The sequence below is a fragment of the Paraburkholderia sediminicola genome (assembly GCF_046027825.1).
In the GTDB taxonomy this organism is placed as follows: Bacteria; Pseudomonadota; Gammaproteobacteria; order Burkholderiales; family Burkholderiaceae; genus Paraburkholderia; species Paraburkholderia sediminicola_D.
This window is the reverse complement of the sequence record NZ_JAQQDU010000041.1, coordinates 21,417-35,462: the sequence shown is the minus strand read 5'-3', so window position 1 is coordinate 35,462 and position 14,046 is coordinate 21,417. Positions and strand designations below refer to the sequence as shown.

Sequence of the window (14,046 nt, the reverse complement as noted above, 5' to 3'; positions counted from 1 at the left end):
TGACGCAGTGCCAGCAGCAGCCATTTGCTTTATCCTTGGCCGCACGCCGCAACCATAGCCAAAGTCCGCAGGCGTTTCGACTGACCGCATTTGACCAACCGAACTATGCAGAGCATGCCCCCTTCCGCCGCTTCGACGACCACTCTCGCTACCACACTGCGTGATCACTTCACTGATGTGGTGCTGCCGCTATGGCGCGGGCCCGGTTTCAATACGGCGCTGAAGCTGCCATACGAAGCGGTGAGCGCCGAGGGTCCCGAGCCGATGCCTGCGGAACGCTATCGGGCGATGGCGTGCGCGCGGCAACTGTTCGTGTTCTCGCAAGCAGGCGATGCGGCGCATGCCCAGGTGCTATTCGATTCGCTGATGCACACCTTTCAGGACACGCGCCACGGCGGATGGTTCTATAGCGTCGATGCGGAGGGCGCACCGCTCGACACCACCAAAGACCTGTACACGCATGCATTCGTGGTGTTCGCCTGCGCCGAATACGGTGGCCGTTCCGGCAATCGTGACGCGCTGGACGTCGTGCATCGCACGTCGGCGCTGATCCAGTCGCAGTTCGCGGCCGACGGTGATCTGTTCAACGCCGCGCTCACCGCGGACTTCGCTGGCGTGACCGGCACGCCGATCCAGAATCCCCTGATGCACCTGACGGAAGCCTGGCTGGCCGCCCGCGACGCCACGCGCGACAACAGCTTCGACGCCGCGTTGCGCCGTCTTGCCGGCGCGATCGCCCATCACTTCGTGCATGCGCCGACCGGCTGCATCGCCGAATTGCCGATCGGCGCGGACGACAACCGTCTGGAACCCGGGCACCAGTTCGAATGGTTCTGGCTGGTCAAGCAGGCGGGCGCATTGTTCGAAGCCACGGGGCTCGACGAATCGCTGGGGCGCGCGTTCAACTTCGCGCAAGAATACGGCGTGGACCCGCAAACGGGCGGCGTGTGCGCCTCGCTCGACGAAACCGGACGCATCAAGGACGCCACCCAGCGGATCTGGGCTCAGACCGAATATCTGCGCGCCCTGGCAAGCCACGACGACCCCGCTGCGCTTGCCGCGCTGCCGCGCCAAATCGAGCTTTTCCGGCAACGCTTCCTGCGTCCGCAAGGCTGGTTCGAATGCAAAACGGCCGCTGGGGACGTGGCGCGCGCCGACATGCCGTCGACCACCCCCTATCACCTCGCGACCGCCTATGACGCGTTGCCGGGCTAAGCGCCGGCCACCGTCTCCCCGGCATCGGCGTTAAAAGCCGACTGACCGGTCATTCAATATGCTTCGCGTTGCCAAGGGCCCCAATCGGCGTCGGCAGTTTTAAATCGCGTGTAGGTCGCGCTTTGTCCGGTGGGGGTGTCCGATGTGTCGCCATGCGGCTTTTTATCGGTGGTGTGAAGGGCGAAAGCCTGGTGGTCGTCGGTATCGACCGTAATACGGCCGACCGGGTCCGGAGCGTCTTCTTGAGGTAATTTCGACTCCAGTATCGCGAGATAGGGGGTCAAACGACTCCAGAACGAGGTGAGTTCTTCTTGCTGATAATGTGTCAATGTTTTTCCTGGACGTGTAATACAAGCAGTTTACCCTACCGGCTGGGGCACCCCTCCAAAATGCTTTCTAGGCCCCAAAAGGGCCCTATCAGGGGAATACCCGAATACTTGTTGATTGGCGTCCATCATAAAGACGTGATACAACTCGTACTTCGCGCTCGATCTCGTGTTGAGAAATAGCGGTCGCGAATGCAACACACAACATTTACTGGATTAAAAATGGCAACAGGTACTGTGAAGTGGTTTAACGATGCAAAGGGCTTTGGCTTCATCACCCCGGACGACGGCGGCGAAGACCTGTTTGCACACTTTTCGGAAGTTCAAGGCAGCGGCTTCAAGTCCCTGCAGGAAAACCAAAAAGTGACGTTCGAAGTCAAGCAAGGCCCGAAGGGCAAGCAAGCTGCGAACATCCAGCCGGCCTAAGTACCAACAGGTACTTTGAGGCACGCTTAGGCGCTTGCGTCTGATGCAAAATGGCCCGCTTTGGCGGGCCATTTTCTTTTGCAGATGCCCTATTTTGGGGCACCCACGCGGTGTCTGTGCGGGTTAAATGGCACGCATCGCCGACTGCCCAAACCCCGCCGTTTGCCCTTGCGTGTCGTCCATTTGTTGCATCCGCAACACAGTTTCCGAAATTTCGAACACGGAAACAGCCTCCTTCAGTTGCTGCGTCTGCTGATGCAGTGAGGCTGCCGCTGCGGCGGCTTCCTCGACCAGCGCCGCGTTCTGCTGCGTCATCTCGTCCATCTGCACCACCGCCTGGTTGACCTGCTCGATGCCCGTGCTCTGCTCGAGCGACGACGCGCTGATTTCCGCCATCATCTGCGTGACCCGCGAAATCGACGCGGAAACGTTGCGCATCGCCTCGCCGGCATGCTCGACCAGCGTCGAGCCGCCCTGAATCTCGGCGACCGATTCGCTGATCAGCGTCTTGATTTCCTTCGCCGACTGCGCGCTGCGCTGGGCGAGGCCGCGCACTTCGCCCGCCACCACGGCGAAGCCGCGGCCCTGTTCGCCTGCGCGCGCCGCTTCGACGGCCGCATTCAGCGCGAGGATATTGGTCTGGAACGCGATGCCGTCGATCACCGAAATGATCTCGGCGATCTTGTCCGAGCTTTGCGCGATGCCGCGCATCTTGTCCACCACCTCGTTGACCACCTCGCTGCCGCGCGAGGTCGCCTCCAGAGCGGTTTCGGCGAGGGCATTGGCCTCCCGGGCATGATCGGCGTTCTGGCGTACCGTAGCGGTCAGCTCCTCCATGCTCGAGGCGGTTTCTTCGAGCGACGCCGCCTGGTTCTCGGTGCGAGCCGACAGATCGGCATTGCCGGTGGCGATTTCGTCCGCGCCGAGGTGGATCGAGTCGGCGGATTCACGCACGGTCTGCACGGTGCGCGCCACGCTCGCCTGCATTTTTGCGAGGCCCGAGAACAGGCGACCGATTTCGTTGGTACCGCGCGAGGCGATCGGCTGGTCGAGACGCCCCAGCGCAATACGGTCGAAGTGACGGCCGGCTTCTTCGAGCGGCGCCACCACGCCCCGGCGCAGTGCCGCATACACCGCAAACGTCCCGACGACCAGCAGCAACAGGATTGCGATACTGACGCCACGGAACAGGGTCATGCGGGCATCGATCGAATCGAGCGACGCACGGCTCGCGGCGTCGCCGAATTGCACGAAGTTGTGCGACTCGGTGAGGTACGCGTCCTGGAAGCCCTGGGTCGGCTGGTCGAGGAAGGCCTGGATATTGTTCGAATCGAGAAACTGCACCAGTTCCGCAAGCGCGTCGTGCAACTTTTTATAGCGCTCAGCGAGCGCCGCAGCGCGGGTGCTGTTTTCGTCGCTGGTCTTCTCCGCGCTCATGAACGCGCCGAATGACTGATCGGCCGCCGTCAGCTGTTCGCGGGCGTGCTGCACGATGTCGGTCGGCTCAGCGCCGCCGCGCACCATGCGCGTACCGGCGCGCGACAGGTTGATGCGCGCGTCCATCAGATGCTGGGTCGTTTCATTGACCGCATCGACCTGCTTCAAGGCGATGTTCGACAGATCGCCCACGTCGTCGTGAGTCCGCGTAAGCGACCAGAACCCCAAACCCACCGTAACAAGCTGGAAAACGCAGAACGCGGCCAGAACACACAACAGGCCGGATGCGACCTTGATCTTGCTGAACATCGTGAACACCTGAATGCAAAGAATGACGGAAGCTACGTCAGGGTTAACGGCAAGGCTGAACTTTGCTTGAGATCAAAGTCGGTAAAGATCGTCTTACATCCCCTTTTCATCGGCCAACTCCTCAATTCCCTGCAAATTGCGCAACAATGCCGCGCAGATATTTTGGATTCACCTTGACGTGATGCATCGGTGCTTCCTAGAGTGGGTAGGGACTGCACACCGCACGCCAGTGCAGATGCCACTGCGGGCCACGCCCGAAGGACTCACGATGACAGACATCCTCGACCGGGCGCGCGGCGCACTGCATGCCCAGCCGTTCAGCATGCTGCTAGGCGCCGAGCTGATGCACACGGGCCCCGACGAACTGACGCTATGCCTGCCGATCCGCGATGAGCTGCGCCAACAGCATGGCTTTGTGCATGGCGGCGTCATCAGTTATCTCGCCGACAATGCGCTGACGTTCGCCGGCGCGCTGTCGCTCGGGCCGAAAGTCGTGACCGGTGAGTACAAGATCAACTATCTGCGGCCGGTGGTGAACGGCACGCTGATCGCGCGGGCGAAGGTCGTCTACGCGGGCCGGCTTCAAGCCACCTGCCAGTGCAACGTGTATGTGATGGAGGGGAATCGCGAGAAGCTCGTCGCGGTTGCACAAGGCACGATCAATCGCATCCAGGACAACGGCGAGCACGAACAGGCGAGCTGAATGAGCGCGTTTCGTGTCAGCGCGTAGTGACGGCATACCGAAGGCAGGCATCTCTATCAACAGGTCGCCCGCGGACTCCTGCGCCTGGATACCTATTGAGACTGCCGCATAAAAAAAGGCCGTTCCCGCATCAAGCAGGAACGGCCTCTTCACTTTTCACGTCAACAACGCCTTTCTTTCAACCAGCCCGGCGAATCATTCCGCCGCGTAAGTCTTCTGCGTCTGCTCGCCTAGACCTTCGATACCGAGACGTATCGTCTGGCCCGGCTTCAGGAACACCGGATTCGGCTTCACGCCCATGCCGACGCCCGGTGGCGTGCCGGTCGAAATCACGTCGCCCGGCTGCAGGCTCATGCACTGCGACACATACGACACCAGCTTCGCGACGCCGAACACCATGGTCTTCGTGCTGCCGTTCTGATAGCGGTGGCCGTCCACTTCGAGCCACAGGCTCAGGTTCTGCGGATCGGCGACTTCGTCGCGCGTCACGACCCACGGGCCGATCGGACCGAACGTATCGAAGCCTTTGCCCTTGTCCCACGTGCCGCCGCGTTCGATCTGCCATTCGCGTTCCGACACGTCGTTGATCACACAGTAACCGGCGACGTAATCGAGCGCGTTGGCTTCGTCGATATATTTCGCGGGCTTGCCGATCACCACGCCGAGTTCGACTTCCCAGTCAGTCTTCTTCGAGCCGCGCGGAATTTCGACGTCGTCGTTCGGGCCACAGATCGCGCTCGTCCACTTGTTGAAAATCACCGGTTCCGACGGCACCGGCAGATTCGATTCGGCGGCGTGGTCCGCGTAGTTCAGCCCGATGCAGATGAACTTGCCGATCTTGCCGACGCACGGACCAATGCGCGGATTGCCTTCCACGACCGGCAGCGAGGCCGGATCGATCGCGCGCAGTTTGGCGAGGCTGTCGTCGCTCAGCGTGGCGCCGTCGATATCGCCCACCACTTTCGACAGATCGCGAATCTTGCCTTGCGCGTCGAGCAAGCCCGGTTTTTCCTGGCCTTTCGGGCCGTAACGAAGCAGTTTCATCTTGCACTTCCCTTTACGTTCAGTGGTATTCGGTTCGTGTTTCAGCGTTTATCTGTGTGTCAGTTCGACCAGCCGCCGTCGATCACATGCGCGTGACCGGTGGTAAACGACGATTCGTCAGACGCGAGATACAGCGCCAACGCGGCGATCTCTTCCGGCTTGCCGATGCGGCCCATCGGCTGACGCGCGACAAAGGCCGCCTGCACGGCCTCGAGCGTCGCGCCTTGCGCCTTGGCTTGCTCGACGATCCGCTGTTCGAGCGAGGGCGAAGCTACCGTACCCGGGCAGATCGCGTTACAGCGTACACCACGCGTGATGAAGTCTGCAGCAACGGACTTGGTCAGCCCGATCACTGCGGCTTTCGACGCGCTATACGCAAAGCGGTTCGGCACGCCCTTCACGCTCGACGCCGCCGACGACATATTGATGATCGACCCGCCGCCCTTCTCCAGCATGGCCGGCAAAAACGCGCGGATCATGCGGTACATCGCTTTCGCGTTCAGATCGAAGGCGAAGTCCCAATCTTCTTCGCTGCATTCCAGGATGTTACCGGCGTGCACGAAGCCCGCGCAGTTGAACAGCACGTCGATCGCACCGACCTCGGCGGCCAGCGCCTTGATCGCCGCGCCGTCGCGCACGTCGAGCTTGCGCGCTTCGACCGGCTTGCCGGCGAGTCCGTCGATGCGGATATCGGTGGCGATCACGCGGGCGCCTTCGCGCGCGAACAGTTCCGCGGTGGCGAGACCAATACCTTGTCCTGCCGCGGTGATCAGGGCCGTCTTGCCGGCCAGTCTTTGTGTCATCTCAACTCCAGTTGAATGGGCTTTCGCTTGTGTTCGTCATTCGTCTTCGTCATTCGTGTTCGTCACGCGTCTTCGTCACATCAAAGTCGATAAAACGCAGCGGCGTTGCCGCCGAAAACCGCCTCACGCTCGGCGTCGCTCAAGGACGCGAGCAAGGTGTTCGCCACTGAGTGCCAGAGCAGGTAGTCGCCGTTCAGATCGAGCACCGGCCAGTCGCTGCCCCACATCAAGCGCGCCGGACCGAATGACTTCAGCAGATGCCCGACATACGGATGAAGCGTTGTTTCAGTCCAGCCAGGCGACGCTTCCGTGACGAGCCCCGACAGCTTGCAGTGCACTTGCGGTAACTTGGCGAGCCGCGTGATCGCATCGGCCCAGGTGGGCCAACCCGCGCGACCGTAACGGATCGGCGGCTTCGCGCCGTGATCGACAACAATGCGCAGCGCAGGAAACCGCGCGGCGAATGTTTCGATATGTTCAACGTGCCGCGCGTAAATCAACGCGTCGAACGCGAGGTCGTGCGCGATCAGCGCTTCGATCGCGGGTGCGAGATCCGGGTTGGCAATCCACGAGTCGTCCGGTAAATCCTGCAGCATCGGCCGCACGCCTTTGAATTTCGGCTCATGCGCGAGCGCCTCGATCACAGCCGGCGCCGTGGGCAACAGCAACGGCACCCAGCCGACCACACCGGCGATCGACGGCTCATGCCGCGCGACGTCCAGCAAATAACGTGTTTCGTCGATCGTCGCCGCCGCCTGCACCACCACCGTCCGCTCGATGCCCGCTCTTTCGCGCAGCGGTTTGAGATCGGCGGGACCGAACGGCCGGTACAGGATTTTCAGTTCCGGCGTGAGCCACCCGTAGTCGCCGCGAGCGGGGTCCCAATAGTGCTGGTGGGCGTCGATAGGCATCGTCAAATCAATCCTCTGGCACGGGCGCGCGGCTGTCGAGCAAGCCTTTATCACGCAACGCGGACCACAGGTCCGCGGGGATCGGCAACTCGAACGACGCGGCGTTCTCACGCAATTCGTCGGCACTGCGCGCGCCGGTCAACACGGTTGCGACCGCCGGATGCGCATACGGAAACTGCAAAGCCGCGGCGGCAAGCGGCACGCCATGCACCCGGCACACCGTTTCGAGCCGCGCGACACGCTCGATGATTTCACGCGGCGCGTCGCCATAGTTGAACTTCAGATCGCCTTCGACGCCGCGCGCCAGAATGCCCGAATTGAACGCGCCGCCTAACAGGAGGCTGACGCCGCGTTGTTCACATGCTGGGAGCAGGTCGTCGAGCGTGGTCTGTTCGAGCAGCGTATAACGGCCCGCGAGCAACGCGCAATCGATATCGAATTCGGCCATCGTGTCGAGTATGGCCGCGCCTTCATTGACGCCGAGCCCAACCGCCTTGACCGCGCCCGAGGAGCGCAAATCGTCGAGCGCACGAAAGCCGCCGCCTTCGGTCAGTTGCTGCCAGTAATGGGAGTTCTTGTCACCATGGGTGACGCGGCCGATGTCGTGTATGAGAAGAATATCGATATCGATGATGCCAAGACGCTGCTGGCTGTCTTCGAACGAACGCAGAATGCCGTCACGCGTGTAGTCGTAGATCGCCTGGAACGGCAGCGGGTCTTGCCAGCCTTCGCTGCCGTCGTAGGGCGTGGTGCGCGGTACGAAACGGCGCCCGACCTTGGTGGAGAGCACGTATTCACTGCGCGGATAGCCGCGCAACGCATCGCCCAGACGGTGCTCGGCTTTCGTGTGACCGTAATGCGGCGCGGTATCGAAGTAGCGCACGCCAGCGTCCCACGCGGCGGCAATGGTCGCGTGCGCTTCTTCTTCGGACAGATCGTGGTAGAGGCCGCCCAGGGGCGCAGTACCGAGCCCCAATCCGGTCACTTTTAATGCGCTGCGGCCGATGCCGCGCCGCTGTTCGATCTTGGAACCAACCCTTGCCGTCATGGACCGCGTCTCCTTTGTCGATCCGAGTTAGCGCTTTAGCGGTTACTCGGATCCCATGCAAAGCTGTCAATCCGAGTTAGCACTTTAGCTGTCGAGCGGGGTTAGCGCTTCACGCTTATTCCGGTCCCATGCAAAGCGCTTACCCCGATCCCATTTATGTTTTTAGCACGTGCTGACGATGTTTGCCCGCCGCATTGATGCCGCGCCACTATCCGCCGAATCGATCACGGATTCACCGATGATAGACCCCTCAACGCGGCTCGATCGCGACAACCCGATGCGGCGGTGCAGCGTTCGACGGCAAACAAGCCGGGCCCACCGGCTCAAAGGTCTTGTACGTCAGGATGAACTCCTGATGACCAAGCGTTTCCGATTTCGACGCCGCACCGAGCGACACCGCCACCGTTTGCTCGAACACTTCGCGGCCGACTTCATCCAGCGTGCCGCGGCCTTCGAGAATGCGGCCTGCATCGACGTCCATATCGCCGGCGAGATTGCGGTACGTCGCCGGATTCGCGCACACCTTGATGACCGGCGAAATCGCCGAGCCGACCACCGATCCGCGCCCGGTCGTGAACAGAATCACATGCGCGCCGCAGGCGATCAGTTCGCCGATTTCCGCGTTGTCGCTGATGTTCGGAAAGCCGAAGCGCGGTTCACCGTCAGGTACGACGTCGAGGAGATAGAGGCCACCGGTCGGCGGAACGTCACCGGGTTTGATAATGCCGACAATCGGCGATGCACCGCTTTTCGCATACGCGCCCAGAGATTTCTCTTCCTGCGTGGTGAGGCCACCATCCGCATTGCCGACGGCAAAACTGCCATGCCCGAGGATCGAGTAATAACGCGCCGCCTTCGCCACGCACGCGACAATTTCATCCCCGAGTTCCGGTCTCGCGGCGCGCGTTTTCATATGAAACTCGCAACCCACCAGCTCACCGGTTTCTTCGAAGATGCAAGTTGCACCCGCATCGATCAGATGATCGAACGCGCGGCCCACCGCGGGATTCGCCGTGATGCCGCTGGTGCCGTCCGAGCCGCCGCAAATCGTGCCGATCACCAGCTCGCTCAGCGCCATCGGCACTTTCTGCTGTGCGGCAAGTTGCTGGCGTGCACCACGAATCCAGTCGACGCCGTATTGAATCGTGCTGCGTGTGCCGCCTTTCTCCTGGATCGTCAGGACTTCGACGGGACGGCCGCTCGCGCGCACGACGTCGACGAGGTAATGTTTGTTCATGCTCTCGCATCCGAGCGACACGAACAGCACCGCGCCCACATTGGGATGCGTGGTGAGCCGCTCAAGCATCTTTTCGGCATACCCATTCGGATAGCAACCGGGGAAGCCGATCAGATGCACCGGCGGCTCGCGCTCGGCTGAAGGATCGTCGAACGCATCGAGCGGTTCGCGAAACTGCGTGACGATCTCGCGCGCGACGTGATGCGCGCACTCGACCAGATACGCTACCGCGACCACATTGCGGATGCCTTTGCGGCCATCGCGGCGCAGATAGCCTTGCAGCATGGGCTGCTGCGCGACGGCGGATGCTGCGGAAGTGTCAGTCATGATCAATCCAGCGCGGCGCGAGGCCACGTCATTGTGCTCAACTCAGTGATGGACGAACTCGTGGCCCGCGTCGTGCGTATAAGTGGGCAGATAATCGCTTTCGAGGTTATGCGTATGCAGATGCGCACCGCGCGTCACCGCCCCGGTCACGTGACCGATCACCGCGCCGTAACGCAGCACCTTGTCGTCTTTCGCGAGTTCATGGCGCGCGACCTTATGGCCGAGGTCGATGGTTTTGGTGAGCGTCACGCGCTCACCTTCGATCTCGACTTGCGTACCCGCATCGAGACGCGCCGCCGCGATCAGGCAGTTATCCGCGGGGCTAAGCAGGATCAGGCGTGAGTCGGTTTGCGATGTTTCGGGCATTTGCAACGGGCGGCTGGTCAAGTGAGTTCTCCGTGATGCGTGTGCATCAGTTCTGGCCTTCACCGCTGGCGAGCCGTGCCACCATCAGCGAGCCGAGGATGATCGCGCCGTAGATCGCCTGAATCCAGAACGACGGCACCTGGGCCAGCGTCAGCAGGTTCTGCACGACGCCGAGCAGCAGCACGCCGGTGAGGGCGCCGAGCATCGAGCCCTTGCCTCCATCGAGCGAAATACCGCCGATCACCGCGGCTGCAAACACCGTAAAAATCATGCCGTTGCCCTGGTTCGCGTTGATCGCGCCGACATAACCGGTCACGATCAGGCCACCCACCGAGGCCAGCATGCTGCCAAGCACGAACACGCCCCACGTGATGCGCTCCACGCGAATCCCCGCCGCACGTGCCGCTTCCGGATTGCCACCAATCGCGTACAACGCGCGGCCCAAACGGTGATAGCGCAGCACGAACGCAGCGATCGCGAACGCGGCCGCCGCGAGCCACACAGACAACGGCAAGCCAAACACGATGGTGGTGGCGAGCGAGAAGAACGACGGCGGCATATCGAACAGCGTGCCGCCTTTGGTCGCGCCGACCAGCATGCCGCGCAACACGATCAGCATCGCCAGCGTGACGATGAAGGCGTTCAGCCGCAGACGCACCACCAGGAAACCGTTGACGAAGCCGATTACCGCGCCAACCACGAGAATGGCCAGCAGGCCCGTCGCAGCCGGCCATTGCATGCCGAAGCCCGCGGACGCCGCCGGCATCACCAGCATCGCCCCGATAGCGGGCGCGATGCCCACCGTCGATTCCAGCGACAAATCGAACTTGCCGGTCAACACGATCAGCGATTCGGCGAGCACCACCAAGGCCAACGCCGCGGACGCACCCAACACACTGATCAGATTCGCCTTCGTCAGAAAGCTCGGGCTGACAAACGCGCCTATCACGAGCAACAAGGCAAGCGCGGGCAGCAAAGCCAGTTCGCGCAGCCGGGCGAGTTCGCTGCGAGCGCGTTTGCCGCGCGTCGCCTGGGCGACGGGCTGGGGTTGCGCTTGACCTTGCGCGGTGCCGAATGCAGGGCTGGGCACACTATTCTTCATGGAGACTGACTCCTTCAACGGATGCGATCAGGTCGTGGTCCTGCCAACCCGCGGGAAATTCGGCCGCGACACGGCCACGGAACATGACCAGAACACGGTCACAGGTGCGCAGATCGTCGAGTTCGCCGGACACGACCAGCACGGCTTTGCCGTCTTCGCGCACACGATCCACGACTGACAGCAACGCTTCTTTCGATTTCACATCGACGCCTGCTGTAGGGTCGATCAGTACGAGCACATTGGGATCGGTGGCGAGCGCGCGCGCCATCACGACCTTTTGCTGGTTGCCGCCCGATAGCCCTGACACGATATGCTCGGGGCCTTGCGCGACGATGCCAAGCGCGTCGATCATCTTCTGACCGAAGGCGTTTTTCTTCGCCGGTGGCGCGATGCCGAATTTGCCGAGCAGACGCGTGATCGTCATCGAGGCGTTTTCGGCAACCGATTGCGTCAGCACCAGCCCTTCGTGATGGCGATCCTTCGGCACGCAGCCAATGCCATGCGCCAGCGCAGCGGGTACGTCACCAGGTGGCAACGTTGTGCCATCCACGCTGATCGAGCCATGTTTAGCCGCGCGCAAACCGGCAATCGCTTCGGCCACGCTCGTGCGGCCGCTGCTCGTTGCGCCAGTCAGCCCCACGACTTCGCCACGCTTCACCGTGAACGACACGCCTTCATAATCGGCGCCGCCCAGTTCCTTGACTTCAAGCGCGATAGCCGTGTCCGCAGGCAACGCAGCGCGCGCCGCCGCATCGGCGACGGCAAGGCCGCCGCGCTCGCCGGTCATCGCTTCGATCAGTTGCTCGCGCGGCAAGGCGGAAACCGGCGCACTGACGATATGCCGCGCGTCACGCAGCACCGTCACGGCCTGGCAGATTTCATAGACCTCCTGCAGATGATGAGAAATAAAGAGGAACGTCACCCCTTCGCGCTGCAACTCGCTGATGCGGCGAAACAGGCGCTTGATCTCGTCACCATCGAGCTGCGCGGTGGGTTCGTCGAGAATGATGAAGCGCGCGCCGTACGACAGCGCCCGCGCGATCTCCACGAGTTGCCGCGCTTCCACGGACAGATCGCCGGCGCGCGCGTCCTCTCGCACGTCGATCTTCCAGTGATCGAGCAACTCACGCGCGTCGCGGCGCATCGCGCGCCAATCAATCACGCCGCCGCGCGACGGTTGCCGGTTGATGAACAGATTCTCCGCGACGCTCAGATCGCGGATGATCGTCGAATGCTGATAAACGCAGGCGACGCGCTCGCGCCACGCATCGCGATCGGCGATCGACGGCGCCGCCGCGCCGCCGAAACGCACCTCGCCTGTATCGGGCTTGCGCAGGCCGGTGAGGATCGACACCAGCGTCGATTTACCCGCCCCGTTGCGCCCGACGAGCGCATGCGACTCGCCGGGCATCACGCGGATGCTCACGTCTTTCAGCGCGGGTGTGGAACCGAAGCGTTTGGTGACCTCAAACGCTTCGACCACCGGCACGGAGGGCGTCGGCTCGCTCATTTAACGGTGTTGCCCCACAAGGCCTTGTCGTCGACATTCGCCTTCGTGACGAGCGGCGCGGGCAATTGATCTTCAAGAACGCCCGGCGACAACTGGACGATGGTGCTGCCATGATCCGTCGGACCCGGCTTGAAGGTTTGCCCCGCCAACGCGGCCTTGATATAGAACAGACCGTATTTCGCGTAGGAATCGGCCGGCTGCGAAATGGTCGCGTCGATATCACCGCGGCGGATTGCGTCGAACTCCTGAGGAATGCCATCGTTACTGACGATCACGACATGCTTCGCGTTGCCGGCAGGAAACAGCATCTGCTTGCGACGCAGCGTTTGCAGCGTGGGCGACAGATAGACGCCGCCTGCCTGCATGTAGATTGCCTTCACGTCAGGATTTGCGGTGAGCAGACTGTCGAGCGCGGTAGCAGCGACATCGCCCTTCCAGGCGGCCGGAATCTCCAGCAGCGACAAACCCGGAAAGCCCTTCAAACACGAGCGGAACGCTTCGGACCGGTCACGCCCGTTCACCGACGCCAGATCGCCCATGATCTGCACGACTTTGCCCGACTTCACATGCTCGCCGATGTACTTGCACGCTTTCTCGCCGTAGGCGCGATTGTCGGCGCGCACCACCATCGCCACCTTGCCTTGCGTCGGCGCGACGTCGACGGCGACCACCGGCACGTTCTTCGCGGCGGCGGCATCGAGCGCACGGCTGATAGCGGCCGAATCCAACGGGCCGACCACGATGCCCTTCGCACCGAGGTTCAGCAGGTTGTTCATGTCGGTGATCTGCTGGGCCGGATCGCCGTTCGAATTGACCGGCGCGAGGATATCGATGCCCATGTCCTTCGCGTATTTGGGCAGATAGTTGTTGTACGACTGCCAGAACGGCGAGGTGAGGAGCGGCAGACCGAGGCCGACCTTGCCGGCGTCAGCGGCTTGTGCTGCACCACTGACGGCTAGGCCGGCGACGCAAGCTGCCGCCGCAACGGCAAATAGCGAACTCTGGAAGATACGGCGAGCCGCGTGCGGCCCTTTAGCGAACGACATGGTTGTTGTCTCCATACATGCGTTGTGGGAACTGCGTGAACCCGCCATGCGAGTGGCGGGCACTTCGTCCTGCGCTTTCTTATCGAGTATTGGCGTGCGATCATTCACCAATGAACGTATTATTCATATACGAACTTTCCGAAGTCAAGGAATGTGCACTGCACCATGCGTCGGTGTTTCCCCTGGACCCGCGCCCTCTCGCACCAGATTCACCACGCACTTACACTCATGCGCCA

Annotated in this window: 14 protein-coding genes; 3 read left to right on the top strand and 11 right to left on the bottom strand. The window is 62.1% G+C overall.

All coding sequences use genetic code 11. The annotated features are described in order from the left end of the window. The first annotated feature begins 105 nt into the window (after nucleotides 1-105). Complete coding sequence (locus PQQ96_RS22180; protein ID WP_408296569.1) at nucleotides 106-1,215, top strand: AGE family epimerase/isomerase; 1,110 nt, start codon at nucleotides 106-108, stop codon at nucleotides 1,213-1,215. Between the two features lie 53 nt (nucleotides 1,216-1,268). Here the strand turns inward: PQQ96_RS22180 and PQQ96_RS22175 are convergent, their stop codons facing one another. Continuing rightward, nucleotides 1,269-1,544, bottom strand: coding sequence for a hypothetical protein (locus PQQ96_RS22175; RefSeq protein WP_408296567.1), 276 nt, complete (start codon nucleotides 1,542-1,544; stop codon nucleotides 1,269-1,271). A gap of 219 nt (nucleotides 1,545-1,763) precedes the next feature. On the opposite strand from PQQ96_RS22175, the gene PQQ96_RS22170 reads away from it, so the two are divergent. Next, nucleotides 1,764-1,967, top strand: a complete 204-nt coding sequence (locus PQQ96_RS22170; RefSeq protein WP_007178724.1) for a cold-shock protein — start codon at nucleotides 1,764-1,766, stop codon at nucleotides 1,965-1,967. 123 nt (nucleotides 1,968-2,090) lie between these two features. Here PQQ96_RS22170 and PQQ96_RS22165 read toward each other — a convergent pair whose 3' ends face one another. After that, nucleotides 2,091-3,713, bottom strand: coding sequence for a methyl-accepting chemotaxis protein (locus PQQ96_RS22165; protein ID WP_408296564.1), 1,623 nt, complete (start codon nucleotides 3,711-3,713; stop codon nucleotides 2,091-2,093). Between the two features lie 268 nt (nucleotides 3,714-3,981). Here PQQ96_RS22165 and PQQ96_RS22160 point away from each other — a divergent pair, with 268 nt between their 5' ends. Next, nucleotides 3,982-4,416 carry a PaaI family thioesterase gene (locus PQQ96_RS22160; RefSeq protein WP_408296561.1) on the top strand — a complete coding sequence of 145 codons (435 nt, stop codon included), beginning with the start codon at nucleotides 3,982-3,984 and terminating at the stop codon, nucleotides 4,414-4,416. A 195-nt stretch (nucleotides 4,417-4,611) separates the two neighbouring features. Here PQQ96_RS22160 and PQQ96_RS22155 read toward each other — a convergent pair whose 3' ends face one another. The 9 genes from PQQ96_RS22155 to PQQ96_RS22115 form a co-directional block, all read right to left on the bottom strand. Further along, on the bottom strand, nucleotides 4,612-5,460 hold the full coding sequence (locus PQQ96_RS22155; protein WP_408296558.1) for an ureidoglycolate lyase: 849 nt from the start codon (nucleotides 5,458-5,460) through the stop codon (nucleotides 4,612-4,614). Nucleotides 5,461-5,519: 59 nt separating this feature from the next. Next, nucleotides 5,520-6,263, bottom strand: coding sequence for an SDR family oxidoreductase (locus tag PQQ96_RS22150; RefSeq protein ID WP_408296555.1), 744 nt, complete (start codon nucleotides 6,261-6,263; stop codon nucleotides 5,520-5,522). A gap of 80 nt (nucleotides 6,264-6,343) precedes the next feature. Then, complete coding sequence (locus PQQ96_RS22145) at nucleotides 6,344-7,174, bottom strand: amidohydrolase family protein (RefSeq protein ID WP_408296552.1); 831 nt, start codon at nucleotides 7,172-7,174, stop codon at nucleotides 6,344-6,346. Nucleotides 7,175-7,181: 7 nt separating this feature from the next. Further along, on the bottom strand, nucleotides 7,182-8,222 hold the full coding sequence (locus PQQ96_RS22140) for an aldo/keto reductase (protein WP_408296549.1): 1,041 nt from the start codon (nucleotides 8,220-8,222) through the stop codon (nucleotides 7,182-7,184). Nucleotides 8,223-8,472: 250 nt separating this feature from the next. Beyond that, nucleotides 8,473-9,786 carry a UxaA family hydrolase gene (locus tag PQQ96_RS22135; RefSeq protein ID WP_408296547.1) on the bottom strand — a complete coding sequence of 438 codons (1,314 nt, stop codon included), beginning with the start codon at nucleotides 9,784-9,786 and terminating at the stop codon, nucleotides 8,473-8,475. Nucleotides 9,787-9,828: 42 nt separating this feature from the next. Next, nucleotides 9,829-10,152, bottom strand: a complete 324-nt coding sequence (locus tag PQQ96_RS22130; protein ID WP_408296649.1) for a UxaA family hydrolase — start codon at nucleotides 10,150-10,152, stop codon at nucleotides 9,829-9,831. Between the two features lie 46 nt (nucleotides 10,153-10,198). Next, nucleotides 10,199-11,254, bottom strand: a complete 1,056-nt coding sequence (locus PQQ96_RS22125; protein ID WP_408296544.1) for an ABC transporter permease — start codon at nucleotides 11,252-11,254, stop codon at nucleotides 10,199-10,201. After that, nucleotides 11,244-12,764, bottom strand: a complete 1,521-nt coding sequence (locus tag PQQ96_RS22120; RefSeq protein ID WP_408296542.1) for a sugar ABC transporter ATP-binding protein — start codon at nucleotides 12,762-12,764, stop codon at nucleotides 11,244-11,246. The genes PQQ96_RS22125 and PQQ96_RS22120 overlap by 11 nt, the downstream gene beginning before the upstream one ends. Further along, nucleotides 12,761-13,810 carry a sugar ABC transporter substrate-binding protein gene (locus tag PQQ96_RS22115; RefSeq protein ID WP_408296539.1) on the bottom strand — a complete coding sequence of 350 codons (1,050 nt, stop codon included), beginning with the start codon at nucleotides 13,808-13,810 and terminating at the stop codon, nucleotides 12,761-12,763. The genes PQQ96_RS22120 and PQQ96_RS22115 overlap by 4 nt, the downstream gene beginning before the upstream one ends. Nucleotides 13,811-14,046: the final 236 nt, after the last annotated feature.

Coding starts and splice junctions, on each gene's coding strand:
- PQQ96_RS22170 (WP_007178724.1), top strand. CDS start 1,764: ATGGCAACAGGTACTGTGAAGTGGTTTAACGATGCAAAGGGCTTTGGC.
- PQQ96_RS22180 (WP_408296569.1), top strand. CDS start 106: ATGCAGAGCATGCCCCCTTCCGCCGCTTCGACGACCACTCTCGCTACC.
- PQQ96_RS22135 (WP_408296547.1), bottom strand. CDS start 9,786: ATGACTGACACTTCCGCAGCATCCGCCGTCGCGCAGCAGCCCATGCTG.
- PQQ96_RS22130 (WP_408296649.1), bottom strand. CDS start 10,152: ATGCCCGAAACATCGCAAACCGACTCACGCCTGATCCTGCTTAGCCCC.
- PQQ96_RS22155 (WP_408296558.1), bottom strand. CDS start 5,460: ATGAAACTGCTTCGTTACGGCCCGAAAGGCCAGGAAAAACCGGGCTTG.
- PQQ96_RS22120 (WP_408296542.1), bottom strand. CDS start 12,764: ATGAGCGAGCCGACGCCCTCCGTGCCGGTGGTCGAAGCGTTTGAGGTC.
- PQQ96_RS22165 (WP_408296564.1), bottom strand. CDS start 3,713: ATGTTCAGCAAGATCAAGGTCGCATCCGGCCTGTTGTGTGTTCTGGCC.
- PQQ96_RS22125 (WP_408296544.1), bottom strand. CDS start 11,254: ATGAAGAATAGTGTGCCCAGCCCTGCATTCGGCACCGCGCAAGGTCAA.
- PQQ96_RS22145 (WP_408296552.1), bottom strand. CDS start 7,174: ATGCCTATCGACGCCCACCAGCACTATTGGGACCCCGCTCGCGGCGAC.
- PQQ96_RS22115 (WP_408296539.1), bottom strand. CDS start 13,810: ATGTCGTTCGCTAAAGGGCCGCACGCGGCTCGCCGTATCTTCCAGAGT.
- PQQ96_RS22160 (WP_408296561.1), top strand. CDS start 3,982: ATGACAGACATCCTCGACCGGGCGCGCGGCGCACTGCATGCCCAGCCG.
- PQQ96_RS22150 (WP_408296555.1), bottom strand. CDS start 6,263: ATGACACAAAGACTGGCCGGCAAGACGGCCCTGATCACCGCGGCAGGA.
- PQQ96_RS22140 (WP_408296549.1), bottom strand. CDS start 8,222: ATGACGGCAAGGGTTGGTTCCAAGATCGAACAGCGGCGCGGCATCGGC.